The sequence below is a fragment of the Mesorhizobium comanense genome, from assembly GCF_005503535.1.
In the GTDB taxonomy this organism is placed as follows: Bacteria; Pseudomonadota; Alphaproteobacteria; order Rhizobiales; family Rhizobiaceae; genus Mesorhizobium; species Mesorhizobium comanense.
In genome coordinates this window covers 1-13,707 of sequence record NZ_SCNN01000008.1, presented here as the reverse complement: position 1 = coordinate 13,707, position 13,707 = coordinate 1, and the positions used below count along the sequence as shown (strand labels likewise).

The 13,707-nt window shown below is 63.1% G+C and carries 12 protein-coding genes; 10 read left to right on the top strand and 2 right to left on the bottom strand.

From position 1 onward, the window contains the following. Window positions 1-34: 34 nt before the first annotated feature. The 6 genes from FFS37_RS15470 (at window position 35) to FFS37_RS15445 (ending at window position 5,548) form a co-directional block, all read left to right on the top strand. The gene (locus tag FFS37_RS15470) at window positions 35-1,168 is read left to right on the top strand and encodes a helix-turn-helix domain-containing protein (RefSeq protein ID WP_232375683.1); all 1,134 of its coding nucleotides are present in this window, start codon (window positions 35-37) and stop codon (window positions 1,166-1,168) included. Between the two features lie 81 nt (window positions 1,169-1,249). Continuing rightward, window positions 1,250-2,821: a serine hydrolase domain-containing protein gene (locus FFS37_RS15465; RefSeq protein ID WP_232375682.1), complete on the top strand. Its 1,572-nt coding sequence runs from the start codon at window positions 1,250-1,252 to the stop codon at window positions 2,819-2,821. A gap of 88 nt (window positions 2,822-2,909) precedes the next feature. Further along, window positions 2,910-3,515 (top strand): nitrile hydratase subunit alpha, encoded by a 606-nt coding sequence (gene nthA, locus FFS37_RS15460; protein ID WP_137931821.1) that lies wholly within the window; start codon window positions 2,910-2,912, stop codon window positions 3,513-3,515. Next, entirely contained in the window at window positions 3,512-4,171 is a 660-nt protein-coding gene (gene nthB / locus FFS37_RS15455) for a nitrile hydratase subunit beta (RefSeq protein WP_137931820.1), read from the top strand. Before nthA ends, nthB begins: the two co-directional genes overlap by 4 nt. Then, on the top strand, window positions 4,140-4,529 hold the full coding sequence (locus tag FFS37_RS15450; protein ID WP_137931819.1) for a nitrile hydratase accessory protein: 390 nt from the start codon (window positions 4,140-4,142) through the stop codon (window positions 4,527-4,529). The genes nthB and FFS37_RS15450 overlap by 32 nt, the downstream gene beginning before the upstream one ends. 89 nt (window positions 4,530-4,618) lie before the next feature. Then, entirely contained in the window at window positions 4,619-5,548 is a 930-nt protein-coding gene (locus FFS37_RS15445; protein WP_137931818.1) for a DMT family transporter, read from the top strand. A 9-nt stretch (window positions 5,549-5,557) separates the two neighbouring features. Here the strand turns inward: FFS37_RS15445 and FFS37_RS15440 are convergent, their stop codons facing one another. After that, window positions 5,558-6,844, bottom strand: a complete 1,287-nt coding sequence (locus tag FFS37_RS15440; protein WP_137931817.1) for an NCS2 family permease — start codon at window positions 6,842-6,844, stop codon at window positions 5,558-5,560. Window positions 6,845-7,390: 546 nt separating this feature from the next. On the opposite strand from FFS37_RS15440, the gene FFS37_RS15435 reads away from it, so the two are divergent. Further along, window positions 7,391-8,518 (top strand): ATP-dependent DNA helicase, encoded by a 1,128-nt coding sequence (locus tag FFS37_RS15435; RefSeq protein WP_137931816.1) that lies wholly within the window; start codon window positions 7,391-7,393, stop codon window positions 8,516-8,518. A gap of 132 nt (window positions 8,519-8,650) precedes the next feature. Here the strand turns inward: FFS37_RS15435 and FFS37_RS15430 are convergent, their stop codons facing one another. After that, window positions 8,651-9,052 (bottom strand): SpoIIAA family protein, encoded by a 402-nt coding sequence (locus tag FFS37_RS15430; RefSeq protein ID WP_137931815.1) that lies wholly within the window; start codon window positions 9,050-9,052, stop codon window positions 8,651-8,653. Window positions 9,053-9,212: 160 nt separating this feature from the next. On the opposite strand from FFS37_RS15430, the gene FFS37_RS15425 reads away from it, so the two are divergent. The 3 genes from FFS37_RS15425 to FFS37_RS15415 form a co-directional block, all read left to right on the top strand. Then, window positions 9,213-9,953, top strand: a complete 741-nt coding sequence (locus FFS37_RS15425; RefSeq protein ID WP_137931814.1) for a pyridoxine 5'-phosphate synthase — start codon at window positions 9,213-9,215, stop codon at window positions 9,951-9,953. 99 nt (window positions 9,954-10,052) lie between these two features. Further along, window positions 10,053-11,966, top strand: coding sequence for a potassium transporter Kup (locus FFS37_RS15420; protein WP_137931813.1), 1,914 nt, complete (start codon window positions 10,053-10,055; stop codon window positions 11,964-11,966). 155 nt (window positions 11,967-12,121) lie between these two features. Next, on the top strand, window positions 12,122-13,707 hold a 1,586-nt coding region (locus FFS37_RS15415), incomplete at its 3' end, for a potassium transporter Kup (protein ID WP_137931812.1).

Genomic DNA, 13,707 nt, shown 5'->3' with positions numbered 1-13,707 from the left:
TGCCTGAGAGCAGGGCGGCGGAGGGTTCGCGAGAGTGACCAGCCCAGGTTTGATCGCCCTCGACAATGGTTGTCGCGGCGCGGCGGCTGGATTGCTCCTGATGATCGCCGCGGTCTTTCTGCGCCATCGTCCCGCCGAGTTCATCCGCGCTGCGCTGGCCGGAGCGGGCGCCGCTTCCGCGATCCTCGAGGCGCCAGGCTTCCCGTCGCAGTGGCATTGGGCGAGCCTGCCGCTCATTGCACTATCGTCGGGCACGCCGGTCGTCTTCTGGCTCTGGGCTCGGGTGGTTTTCGACGACGACTTCGTCTTCCGCCCCTGGCATGCCGGCGTCTGGGCCGCCGCGGTCGGTCTGGGGCTGACAGTGTCCTACGCCTCGATTGGGGGCTCCGCTGCCACGGCGATCAACAGGGCCTTGATGCTCGCCAATCTTGGCTTCGGGATGCTCGCCATCATGCAGACGATTGCCAGCTGGCGCATGGATCTGGTCGCCGGGCGGCGGCGGCTGCGCGTCGCCGTGCTGATGGGGACGCTGGCGTATATCGCCGCCAACTCGGCCGCGAATCTCTCTTCCGTCGCAGCCCTGACTTGGTCTTCGCCGGCCCGGAACCTGGCCAACGCGCTCGGTCTTTGCCTATTGGCCGCGCTCGCCGGCTGGACGCTGTTCCGCACGGCCCCGCCTGTTCGCACGCTCGCGCTGGAGCCAGCTATTGGTTCCGCCAACCGGCTTTCTTCCGCAGCGGTCCGCAACGACGGCCGTGCAGCGATCGAACCGGCACTGCTCGGCCGCCTGGAGCGTCTGATGACGGTCGAGCGCGCCTATCGCCGTGAGGGGCTGACCATCGGCTCTCTCGCCGCGCTGATGCGCCTGCCGGAATACCGGCTGCGCCAAGTCATCAACGAGGGCCTTGGCTTCCGCAATTTCAATGCGTTCCTCAACCACTACCGGATCGACGAGGCCAAGACGGCTCTCGCCGATGACAGCCAGAAGGATGTGCCGGTCCTAACCATCGCAATGGACGCCGGCTTCCAGTCGCTCGGCCCGTTCAACCGTGCCTTCAAGGCCGACACCGGCCTGACGCCAAGCGAGTTTCGCCGTTTCGCTTTCGCCAAGACGCCATCCGAACGGCTTAGCGACGCACCGATTCGTGGAGTCGGCGAGCTACGTTGAGAAATCGGCAAGCCGTTTTCAACATCCGGCGAGACCGCGCCTGCGCCTTTCGACATGGTCTCCGCGAGATTGGAGATGGTCATGGACATGCAAACCAAAAGACGTTTCGTTTTGAGTGCGATGAGCCTGTGCGCTCTGCTCACTTGCCTTAGCCCGGCGCGTGCCGAGGATCCGGATCTGTGGCCGACCAAGGGATGGCTGACGTCGACGCCTGAGGAGCAAGGCATGGATTCCGCCGCGCTCGCGAGGCTTGTCGGCTATGGCGCGAGCCACAGCTTTGACAGCCTGCTCGTCGTGCGGCACGGGCGGATCGTCACGGAAGCCTACTACGCACCTTACACGGCGGATGTTCCGCATGAGATCTACTCTTCGACAAAGGCGGTCACCGGCACTCTTCTCGGCATGGTCTACAAGGACGGCTTGCTCGACCGTCTCGATCATCCCGTGCTGGATTTTTTCACCGATCGCCGGATTGCCGATGTCGATGATCGAAAGAGGGCTATCACGGTTCAAAACCTGTTGGACATGACTTCAGGGCTCGATTGGGATCAGGGATTTGAGGGCGGCAAGCAGCAATCGTTGAATGATCTGTACCGAAGCTCCAACTGGACCCAGTTCATCCTCGATCGCCCCATGGCGCATCCGCCGGGGCAGGTTTTCAATTACAGCAACGGAAACCCTGAGCTGATTTCGGCTGTTATAACCAAGCTGACCGGCAAGCTTGCCGAGGATTATGCGAGGGAAAGGCTTTTCGATCCGCTCGGCATCCAAAGCTGGCATTGGGATCGCGATCCTCAAGGTCTCACAAAAGGCGCGGAGGCGCTGTATCTGCTGCCGCGCGACATGGCGAAGCTCGGTTATCTCTACTTGCACCACGGCGAATGGGAGGGAAGGCCACTTCTTCCACCTGGCTGGGCGGATGTCTTGAACCATACGCTCGTGAATGTGCACGCGTCGGGTGACCCGAACGAGAGCTATTCGAATTTCATTTGGGTTTTTCCCGACAGGCACGTTTACAGGATGGATGGCAAGAACGGCCAGTTGATCGTGGTGTTTCCTGACCTGGATGTCGTGGTGGTGACCACCGCCAGAAAGCAGGTCCGGTATAAAACCCTGATCGATGCTGTTTCCGGCGCGGTCAAGTCTGGGCCAGCGCTGCCGCTGAACCCGGACGCCATCAGGCAGCTTGCCGATGCCATCAAGGATGCCGCGATCGAAAAGCCGATGTCCATTAGTCCGACGCCTGTGATTGCTTCCGCGATCTCGGGCAAGACCTACAAATTCTTTGACGACGACGTTGGATTAAGGTCGTTCATGCTCGATCTCACCGACCCTCATCCGCATTTCGACGTCGAGTTCTCCTTGCACTATCCGGCCGGCTCGTCCGTGAAGTACAGCCAGCCGATCGGGCTCGACGGGTTCTATCGCAAGGGGGCGCCAAAGGCCTCCGACCCCGGCATCGGCCTCATCACCGAGGCCAGGGGAACATGGCTGAACGGGCAGACCTTCGTGATTGATGTGCCGGTTATAGGCTCCGGCGAGCAGCAGGAAGTTATCCTGACATTCAGTGGCAAGAAGCTCAATCTTCACCGCACGGTCGCCGTCGGCGAGGGCCAGGATGTATCGGTTGATGGCGAGCAGGTGATCAACTAGGCGAGGACCGCGGCAGGGCCAGCGCCACGATCCGCTGGCCCAAGGTCTTGCGCTTGCCGGAGGCGGATCGGGGCCGTAATTTGCGGCCATGTCCCATGATCATGATCACGACAACGAACTCGATCCGTTTGCCGCGCGCGTGCGGGCGCTGGAAACCATCCTGACCCGCAAGGGACTGATCGATCCGGCCGCCATCGACGTCATCGTCGACACTTATGAGACGAAAATCGGCCCGCGTAATGGGGCGAGGGTGGTGGCCAAGGCCTGGCACGATCCCGATTTCGCGGACTGGTTGAGGCGCGACGCCACGGCTGCGATCGAATCGCTGAGCTATACCGGCCGGCAAGGCGAACACATGCAGGCAGTGTTCAACACCGAAGATACGCACAACCTCGTCGTCTGCACGCTGTGTTCCTGCTATCCGTGGTCGGTGCTGGGCCTGCCACCGGTCTGGTACAAGGCGCCACCCTACCGTTCGCGCGCGGTGATCGACCCGCGTGGCGTGCTCGAGGAATTCGGGCTGACGCTGCCTGCCGAAACGAAGATACGCGTCTGGGATTCGACCGCGGAGCTGCGCTATCTCGTCGTGCCGCTGCGGCCCGAGGGCACCGATGGCTGGAGCGAGGAGCAACTGGCGGAACTGGTGAGCCGTGATGCCATGATCGGCACCGCTCGGGCGGGGCAACCGGCATGAACGGGCCGCAGGATCTCGGCGGACAGATGGGTTTCGGCCCGGTCGCGCCTGAAAAGGATGAGCCTTATTTCCATGCCGCCTGGGAGAGGCGGGCGCTTGGCGTGACGCTGTGTGCCGGCGCGATGGGCGCCTGGAACATCGATGAGAGCAGGCATGCGCGGGAATCGCTGCATCCGGCCGATTACTATGGTTCGAGCTATTATCAGATATGGATCAAGGCGCTGGAGACCTTGCTCAAGCGGCACGGCTTCGTCAGCGAACGTGATCTCGGCGCAGGCGAGGCGATCGATCCCGCGGCAAGCCCCAAAAGGGTGCTGAAGGCGGAGAATGTGCCCGCCGTGCTGGCGAAGGGCGGTCCCTGCGACCGGCCAGTGGCGACGGCGCCGCGCTTCAAGGCGGGAGAGCGCGTGCGAACCCGGAACTTCAACCCGACCGGCCACACCAGGCTGCCGCGCTATGCGCGCGGCAAGGAAGGCACCATTGAAGCGGTGCGCGACGGATTTGTCTTTCCCGACACCAACGCGCACGGGCAAGGCGAGAACCCGCAATGGGTCTATACGGTGGTTTTCGACGGGACGAAGATCTGGGGCGATGGCGCCGACCCGACACTGACCGTCTCGATCGATGCCTGGGAGAGCTATCTTGAGCCGGCCTGAACCGAAGCGGGCCGCTGCTGATCTGCCCGCCGGCCTCGACGCGCCCGTGTTCGCCGAGCCATGGCAGGCCGAGGCCTTTGCCATGGTGGTGGCCCTGCATGACAGGGGCCTGTTCTCCTGGGGCGAGTGGGCACAGGCGCTGTCGGCAGAAGTGAAGAAGCCCGGTGCGGCAGCCGACGGCCACGATTACTACGAGCACTGGCTGGCGGCACTGGAAGGCCTGCTTGCGTCGAAAGGGCTGGCCGCCAGGCAGGACGTCGATGCGATGGCGCACGCCTGGGAGCGTGCCGCGCACGCCACGCCGCATGGCAAGCCGATCCTGCTGGAGAACGATCCGGAGTTCGGACCCGCACGGTGAAGCGGACTTTTGGGGTCGTGCAAGCCCTCACGTCGTCAGGGCGAAGGCAACCAGCCGGCGAGAACGCCGTATCGATCAAGAGAGACTGAATGTACCTGTCGGAAATGCTTTCGATCGGCGCGGCCCTGTGCATCGCCACAAGCGGCATGCTGGCCGGTGAATTGATCGGGCGTATCGACGCCTTGACACTGACCCGGCTGCAAACGGTTGCGGTGACGATTGCCACGGCAATAGCGGCGACGGCGGTGGGCGGCTGGGCCGGGCTTGCTCCCTGGCAGGCGGGCTATCTCGCTGCGTCGGGCGTGTTCGGCATATTCATCGCGTCATCGGCCTATATCTCGTCGATATTCGCACTCGGGCCGCGCTTGGCGCTGCTGGTCTTCTCGCTGACCTCGCCCTTTGCTCTCGTCATGGGCTATTTTTTCCTGGGCGAGACGGTCGGCCCGGTGAAACTGGCAGGCGTGGCGCTGGTCATATCAGGCATCGTGCTCGCCATCCTGTTCGGGCGTGCCGCCAGGGTTCAGCCGGAAGGCATCTTCCCGACGCCGCCCATCCAGGCCCCTGTGCTGCCGCCGAGGCAGATGACCTTACCCGTGGGGCTCGCCCTGGGGCTGGTCGCGGCGCTCGGGCAGGCGGCCGGCGCGCTGGTGGCGCGTCCGGTCATGGCCTCCGGCGTCAATCCGTTCACCGCGATGGCGATCCGGACCGGTGTTTCGGGCGCGCTGTTCCTGTTGCTGCTGGTGGTTCCATTGCCTGCCGTCGCCAAGCGCCCCCGGCCATCGGCGCGGACGATCGGCATCGGCATCTGCGGCGCGCTGATCGGCACCGGCATGGGCATGTCGCTCATCATGGCGGCGCTGGCCGGCGGCAAGGTCGGGATCGTCTCGACATTGTCGTCCCTGTCGCCGGTTCTTGTCTTGCCGATGGTCTGGCTGCGCACCGGCCACAGGCCGCCGGGTCCGGCCTGGGCGGGGGCGGTGCTGGCGTTCGCCGGCACGTCGCTCATCGCGCTCGGCTGAGCGCGGGGATCAGACGATGGCGAAACGGATGACGAACAGGATCGCCACGATCCATGTCGCCGGGTGCACGTCGCGAAAACGGCCGGTGAGGGTCTTCAGCACGGCATAGCTGATGAAACCGAAGGCGAGACCGTTGGCGATGGAGTAGGTCAGCGGCATCATCATGGCCGTCAGTGCCGCCGGCGCCGCTTCGGTGATGTCTTCCCATTCCACCTCGACCAGTTCGCGCATCATGAGGCCCGCGACATAGAGCAGTGCCGGAGCGGTCGCATAGACGGGAACCGCCCCAGCCAGCGGCGAGAAGAACAGCGCCGCCAGAAACAGGATGGCGATGACCAGTGCCGTGAGCCCGGTACGGCCGCCGGCCTGAACGCCCGAGGCGCTCTCGACATAGGCCGTGGTGCTGGACGTGCCGAGCAGCGAGCCGGCCACGATCGCCGTGCTGTCGGCAAGCAAGGCGCGGCCCAGCCGGTTCGGCTTGCCTTCCTCGATCAGCTTGGCGCGCTTGGCGACGCCGATCAGCGTGCCGGTGGCGTCGAACACCTCGACCAGGACAAAGACGAGGATGACGTGCAGCAATCCGCTGTGCAGCGCGCCGAGAATGTCGAGCTGCAGGAAGGTCGGCGCTATGGAGGGCGGCATCGACACGACGCCGTTGAAGTGGCTGACGCCAAGGATCATCGACACTATGGTGACGACCAGGATGCCGATCAGGATGGCGCCGCGCACCTTCAGAGCGTCGAGCGCCGCGATGATGAAGAAGCCGAGAATGGCCAGCAGCGGTCCGGTGTCGGTAACCTTGCCGAGCTCCACCAGCGTGGCCTGGCTGGCAACGACGATCCCCGAGCTCTTGAGCGCGATGATGCCCAGGAACAGGCCGATGCCGGCGGCGACGGCGCTTCGCATGGACTGGGGAATGCCGGCGATCAGCCAGCTGCGGACGCCGGTGACGGTCAGGAGCAGGAAGATCAGGCCTGATATGAAGACCGCGCCCAGCGCCTGCTGCCAGGTGAAGCCCATTGCTCCGACGACGGTGAAAGCGAAGAAGGCGTTGAGGCCCATGCCCGGCGCCATGCCGATTGGCCAGCGCGCCACCAGCGCCATGATGAGGGAACCGAGCGCCGCCGCCACGCAGGTCGCGACGAAGATCGCGTTACGATCCATGCCGGTGGTGGACAGGATTTCCGGGTTGACGAAGATGATGTAGGACATCGTCAGGAAGGTCGTGACGCCGGCGATGATTTCCGTGCGTACCGAGGACCCTTCCTGCTTCGGATTGAAAAACGCTTCGAGCAATTGCTGCTCCTCCTTGCTGCTTCCTCTCTGCACCGGCTGCAACGTGTTCGTGAACAACGTCCGTCGAGACGGACCATGCTCCAAACTGGATCGCTGGTTCCTCGCGTCCTCAGACGCCAGCCTATCCGCTCCTCCGGCAGTTTCCGGGCGCGAAACACTTGTCCTCGCCAGGCGCGCGCAAGGTCTGCCTACTGCTTTGCCGGCGCAAGGGCCAAGCATCGCCGTCTGGCTGGAAGCTGTTTCACATTTTTATTGAATGTCAGATCTGGCTTTTTACTAAGCCAGGCGCACCCGTCGAAGACGGATTGCGCTTGTGCAGCGGCTTCACTGCGGGCTTGGGCCCGTGAGCGCGCTGCCTGCACGTCACCACCAGACGATAGTGATACGGCCTTGTCACTGCAAGCGGGCTGCTCGGCGATGTTCCCTTTACGTTCTTTTCGTCTCCTGCTAATGCTGCCCACAGGGTCGCTGCTCTCGGGATGCAGAAAAGACGATGACGGGACGGGTGCGCTTGTCTTTCCTCCACGAATCCGGTCTGTCGCACTGATGGAATTCTCCCCCCAACAGGACGAGGCGCTGCAGGCGGTCGCCCGCTGGCTCAAGGCTGGCAAGCCGCAATTGTTCCGGCTGTTCGGCTATGCCGGCACCGGCAAGACGACGCTGGCGCGCTATTTCGCCGAGCATGTCGACGGCCAGGTGCAGTTCGCGGCTTTCACCGGCAAGGCGGCCCAGGTGCTGCGCTCCAAGGGGGCGGTCAATGCCCGCACTATTCATTCGCTCATCTACCGGCCCAAGGGCGAGGAATCGATCGAGGACGAGGTGACCGGCAAGACCTCGATGTCGCCGACTTTCTCGCTCAACCGGCAAAGCCCGATCTCGCGTGCGGCGCTGGTCATCATCGATGAGTGCTCGATGGTCGACGAACAGCTCGGGCGCGACCTGATGAGCTTCGGCACGCCGATCCTGGTGCTGGGCGACCCCGGCCAGTTGCCGCCGATCTCCGGCGGCGGCTTCTTCACCGATCACGAGCCGGATTTCCTGCTCACGGAAATCCACCGGCAGGCGCGCGACAATCCGATCCTTCGGCTGGCGCTCGACGTGCGCGAGGGCCGCGAGTTCATGCGCGGCGACTACGGCACGGCGCAGGTTATCGGCAAGGAAGACGTCAACCAGGAACTGGTGCTGAGGGCCGATCAGGTGCTGGTCGGCACCAACCGCACGCGGCGGCGCTACAACCAGCGCCTGCGCGAGTTGAAAGGCTTCAATGCCGACTATCCGCAGGCCGGCGACAAGCTGGTGTGCCTGCGCAACGATCCGGCCAAGGGCCTGCTCAACGGTTCGCTGTGGAAGGTGATGACCTCGTCGCGCGAAACGGTGAAGCCAGGCATCAACCTTCTGGTCTCGCCGGAGGAGGACGATCCGGACCGCGGCGTGGCCAAGATCAAGCTGCTCAAGGCCGCGTTCGAGGATCCGGACGCCGACATACCCTGGCAGCAGAAGAAGCGCTTCGACGATTTCGACTATGGCTATGCCCTGACCGTCCACAAGGCGCAGGGCTCGCAGTGGAACGAGATCGTGCTGTTCGACGAAAGCTGGGCCTTCAAGGAAACACGCCAGCGCTGGCTTTATACGGCGATCACGCGGGCCGCCGAGCGATTGACGATTGTCAGATAGCGCTTGCCGACGGGTCTATCTGAATTTCTCCTCTGAATAACGTCCCTTTCAGATACCCGAATCCGACGCCGATGAACCGACGTGGGTCCTGGCGGCCCGGTTCAAAAAACCTTGGCGGCAAGATCCTGCTGGCTATGCATCGACCACTGACGCCTCCAGCCATTCCCAGGCAGAGGCTTCGTCCTCGGCCTTGAAATGCCGGAATTCGATTGGCGAGGATGCGGGCAGGGCATGCTGTGCGTCCACGGTCCAGTCCGGACTGCCGATCACCGCGCACCGGCCTATATGTTCCAGGGCGTGGACGGCTCCATGCTTGAGGGTCTCGTCGGAGATGTCGGTCCAATCGACGCCATCGTGGTCGATCATGCGCACCGCCACATCTATTCTTTGATGAAGCGCATAGGCCGCCTCCAGCAGGCCGAACAGGTTTTCGGCATCGGCGGCGGAGACATGTCCGACCACGTCGATGGCGAAGAGGTCGTCGCGGCTGGTTTCGATACGACGAATCGCGGGCACGGATTGCAGGAAGTTCAAGGCTGGGCCTCCTTTCGCCAGACAGTGTGGTCTTCTGGAACACCGGAAACCCCTATCTGTTCCCGTCAAAGGCGCTATAGATGCCCGGTCTCAGGCGCGCCGCGGCGGAACGGATCGATGTGGCGTGCCTTCTTCTGACTGATTTTCACGGATGCACCCCATGCCTGCAAAGCTTTCCGTCAACCTCAATGCCATAGCCATGCTGCGCAACCGACGCGACCTGCCATGGCCCGATATGATCGGCATCGGCCGCCTTGCGCTGGCAGCCGGAGCGCATGGGCTGACCGTCCATCCGCGTCCCGACGAACGTCATACGCGCTACTCCGACCTGCCTGCGATCAGGGCGCTGATCGATGACGAGTTTCCGCGGGCGGAATTCAATGTGGAAGGCTATCCAAGCGAGGATTTCCTGGCGCTTGTCGAAAAGAATCAACCCGAGCAGGTCACGCTGGTGCCCGATGACCCGGCGCAGGCCACATCGGATCATGGCTGGAACTTCGCCGCCGATGCCGCGTTCCTGACCCCGATCGTGCGGCGCCTGAAGAAGGGCGGTTTCAGGGTGTCGCTGTTTTCCGATGCCGATCCGGCAGGCATGGCGGCCGCGCGCGACACGGGCGCGGACAGGATTGAGCTCTACACCGGCCCCTACGGCAGTTTCCATTCCGACTCCGCAAAGGCCGCCAATGAATTGGAAAGGTTGGGAAAAACGGCTGATGCCGCTATTGCCGCGGGCCTTGATGTCAACGCCGGGCACGACCTGACGGTGAAGAATCTGCCGGACCTGGCGCGCCGCATCCCGGCATTGGCCGAAGTGTCGATCGGACATGGGTTGACAGCCGACGCGTTGGAGTATGGCATGGCCGGCACAGTGCGTCGGTTTCTCGGAGCCTGCGGCTGGTAGGGGATAGAGCTTCGCTTTGCAGGTATGGCGGCCATAGCGTGCAATTGATACCGCATCGCAGCATGCAGGAAGTACCGCGCGCTTGCCCGGGAGTGGTCGATGGACCTTGCCAGCCGCGGTAGCGAGGCAGAAACAGTCGAGCAATCGGGCCATCCCGGGGTCGAACAGCAAAGCACCAAGGTGCTGATGCTGGGCGCGCTCGGGGTTGTCTACGGCGATATCGGCACCAGCCCGATCTATGCCTTTCGCGAGGCGCTTCACGCTTCGCCCGGCATCGATACGCGCATTCACGTGCTTGGCGTGCTGTCGCTGATCGTCTGGGCGCTGACGATCATCGTGACCATCAAATATGTCGCCTTCGTGCTTCGTGCCGACAACAAGGGCGAAGGTGGCACGCTGTCGCTGATGTCCTTGGCGCGCAGCGCCTATCCCAAAGGCGCGCGACTCATCCTGGGTATCGGGCTTTGCGGTGCGGCGCTGTTTTTCGGCGATTCGATCATAACGCCGGCCATCTCCGTGCTGTCGGCGGTCGAAGGCCTCAAAGTGGTGACCCCGAGGCTGGACGCCTATGTCGTGCCGATCACACTGGTCATCCTGGCCATCCTGTTTTCGGTGCAACGCTTCGGCACGGGAAAGGTGGCGGCGGTGTTCGGGCCGGTGACGGCGCTTTGGTTCCTGGCCATCGGTGTTGCGGGGCTCTGGCACCTGATGGACGATCCATCGATCCTGCTGGCCATCAATCCCTATTACGCGGTCGCCTACCTCGCCAGCACACCGACAGCCGCCTTCGTCACGGTCGGCGCCGTGTTTCTGGCGGTGACCGGGGCCGAGGCGCTCTATGTGGATCTCGGCCATTTCGGCCGCAAGCCGATCGTGCTGGCATGGTTCTCCGTGGTGTTTCCCTGCTTGCTGCTCAACTATTTCGGGCAGGGCGCCTTCGTGCTGGCCAATGACGGCAGGCCGACCAATCCGTTCTTCCAGATGTTGCCCGAGTGGGCGCTGATGCCGATGGTGGGACTGGCGACCGCCGCGACCGTCATCGCCAGCCAGGCCGTCATTTCGGGCGCTTTTTCGCTGACGCGCCAGGCGGTGCAACTGAACCTTCTGCCACGCATCGAGGTGCAGCATACGTCTGAGATGCAGCTCGGCCAGATCTACATGCCGCGCGTCAACCTGCTCATAGCGCTGGGGGTGATGTTGCTGGTCGTGGGTTTCGGCAGCTCGAGTTCACTGGCATCCGCCTATGGCATCTCGGTGACCGGCGAAATGCTGATGACCACCATTCTGCTGTTCGTCGTCATGCGCAAACTGTGGAAATGGAAGCTGGCGCTCGCCTTGCCGCTGACCTTGTTGTTCGGCGTCATCGACAGCGGCTTCTTCCTGGCAAACATCGTGAAGATCTTCGAGGGCGGCTGGGTATCGATCACGGTCGCCAGCCTCATGGGGCTGATCATGTGGACGTGGATACGCGGCAGCCGCTATCTGTTCGACAAGACCCGCCGCAACGAGATCCCGCTCGATTTCCTGGCCGGCAACCTTCTGAAGAAGAAGCCGCAACTGGTATCCGGCACCGCCGTGTTCCTGACCAGCGATCCGCTCAGCGCGCCGACGGCGCTGATGCACAGCCTCAAGCACTACAAGGTGCTGCATGAGCAGAACGTCATCCTTTCGGTGGTGACGGCGCCGCAGCCAGTGGTGCCCGACAGCGACCGGGTCAAGATGGAGACGGTCAACGAGCTGTTCATGCGGGTGACGCTGACCTTCGGCTACATGGAGCAGCCGAACATTCCGCGCGCCCTGGCGATCTGCCGCAAGCAGGGCTGGAAGTTCGACATCATGACGACGTCGTTCTTCCTGTCGCGGCGCTCGCTCAAGGCCTCGCCCAATTCGGGAATGCCGGTGTGGCAGGACAGGCTGTTCATCGGGTTGGCCCGCACGGCGGCCGATGCGACCGAATATTTCCAGATCCCGACCGGGCGTGTGGTAGAAATCGGCACGCAAGTCGCTATCTAGGGGATAAACAGCGGCTCCATGTTGGGATCCAACGTGCGGGCACAGGCTATTTTTCAAGCAGTCCAGCGTTGCCGGCATGGGAGCCATCACGCAACGGCACTTGATATTGCATCGCAGCAAGCGTAGAGCACCGCGCGCTTATCGGAGTGTCGTCCATGGCCCTTGCCAATACTGGTAGTGAGGCAGAACCCGTCGTCGAACAATCGACCCATCCGGAAATCGACCAGCATAGCACCAAGGTGCTGATGCTGGGCGCGCTCGGTGTCGTCTACGGCGATATCGGTACCAGTCCGATCTACGCGTTTCGCGAGGCGCTGGTGGCGTCGTCGCACGGCAACGTTGCGCAGCGCGAGGATATCCTCGGTGTCTTGTCGCTGATCATCTGGTCGCTGACGATCATCGTCACCATCAAATACATCATGTTCGTGTTGCGTGCCGACAATCGCGGCGAGGGCGGCGTGCTGTCGCTGATGGCGCTGGCGCGCGGCAGTTTTCCGAAGCGCTCGGCGGTCATCCTGGGCATCGGCATCGTCGGCGCCTCGCTGTTTTTCGGCGACGCGGTCATCACGCCGGCGATCTCGGTGCTGTCTGCGGTCGAGGGCATGAATGTCGTCACCCCTGCCTTCCAGCCCTATGTCGTGCCGCTGACCCTGGTTATCCTCGCCATGGTTTTTGCGGTGCAACGCTTTGGCACGGGCGGGGTGGGACTGGTGTTCGGGCCGGTGACCGCGGTATGGTTCTTGGCCATCGGCCTTTCCGGCCTGAACCATATCATCAGCGATCCGGAAATCCTGTGGGCGATCAGCCCGCACTACATCGTGGCCTTCCTGATCCATTCGCCCGACGTCGCCTTCGTCACCATCGGCGCCATATTCCTTGCGGTCACCGGCGCCGAGGCGCTTTATGCCGATCTCGGTCATTTCGGGCGCAAACCGATCGTGCTGGCCTGGCTCTCGATCGTGTTTCCGTGCCTGCTTTTGAACTATGCCGGGCAGGGCGCGTTCGTGCTGGCCAAGAACGGCGTCGTCGGCCATCCGTTCTTCGAGATGAATGAGGGTTGGGCGCTGATCCCGATGGTGGTGTTGGCAACGGCGGCAACGGTCATTGCCAGCCAGGCGGTGATTTCGGGCGCCTTCTCGCTGACCAGGCAGGCCGTGCAGCTCAACATGCTGCCGAGGCTCGAAATCCTGCACACGTCCGAAAAACAGTCCGGTCAGATCTACATGCCGCGCGTCAACCTCTTGCTGGCGCTGGCGGTCATGATGCTGGTCGTCGGCTTCGGCGAGTCCAGCAAGCTGGCTTCCGCCTACGGTATCTCGGTGACCGGCAACATGCTGGTGACGACGGTACTGCTTTTCGTCGTCATGACCCGTATCTGGAAATGGAAACTGTCGGTGGCGATCCCGCTGACCGCGCTGTTCGCTTTCATCGATATCGGCTTCTTCGCCTCCAACATCGTCAAGGTGTTCGAAGGCGGCTGGGCGTCGCTGCTGGTGGCCTTCACCATCGTGCTGGGCATGTGGACCTGGGTGCGCGGCAGCCGTTATCTGTTCGACAAGACGCGCCGCAACGAGATTCCGCTCGATTTCCTGGCCGGCAACCTTCTGAAGAAGAAGCCGCAACTGGTGTCCGGCACCGCCGTGTTCCTGACCAGCGATCCGCTCAGCGCGCCGACGGCGCTGATGCACAGCCTCAAGCACTACAAGGTGCTGCATGAGCAGAACGTCATCCTTTCGGTGGT

Excerpts from the sequence above, each read along its gene's own strand:
- FFS37_RS15465 (WP_232375682.1), top strand. The coding sequence starts at position 1,250 with ATGGACATGCAAACCAAAAGACGTTTCGTTTTGAGTGCGATGAGCCTG.
- nthA (WP_137931821.1), top strand. The coding sequence starts at position 2,910 with ATGTCCCATGATCATGATCACGACAACGAACTCGATCCGTTTGCCGCG.
- nthB (WP_137931820.1), top strand. The coding sequence starts at position 3,512 with ATGAACGGGCCGCAGGATCTCGGCGGACAGATGGGTTTCGGCCCGGTC.
- FFS37_RS15450 (WP_137931819.1), top strand. The coding sequence starts at position 4,140 with ATGCCTGGGAGAGCTATCTTGAGCCGGCCTGAACCGAAGCGGGCCGCT.
- FFS37_RS15445 (WP_137931818.1), top strand. The coding sequence starts at position 4,619 with ATGTACCTGTCGGAAATGCTTTCGATCGGCGCGGCCCTGTGCATCGCC.
- FFS37_RS15435 (WP_137931816.1), top strand. The coding sequence starts at position 7,391 with ATGGAATTCTCCCCCCAACAGGACGAGGCGCTGCAGGCGGTCGCCCGC.
- FFS37_RS15425 (WP_137931814.1), top strand. The coding sequence starts at position 9,213 with ATGCCTGCAAAGCTTTCCGTCAACCTCAATGCCATAGCCATGCTGCGC.
- FFS37_RS15420 (WP_137931813.1), top strand. The coding sequence starts at position 10,053 with ATGGACCTTGCCAGCCGCGGTAGCGAGGCAGAAACAGTCGAGCAATCG.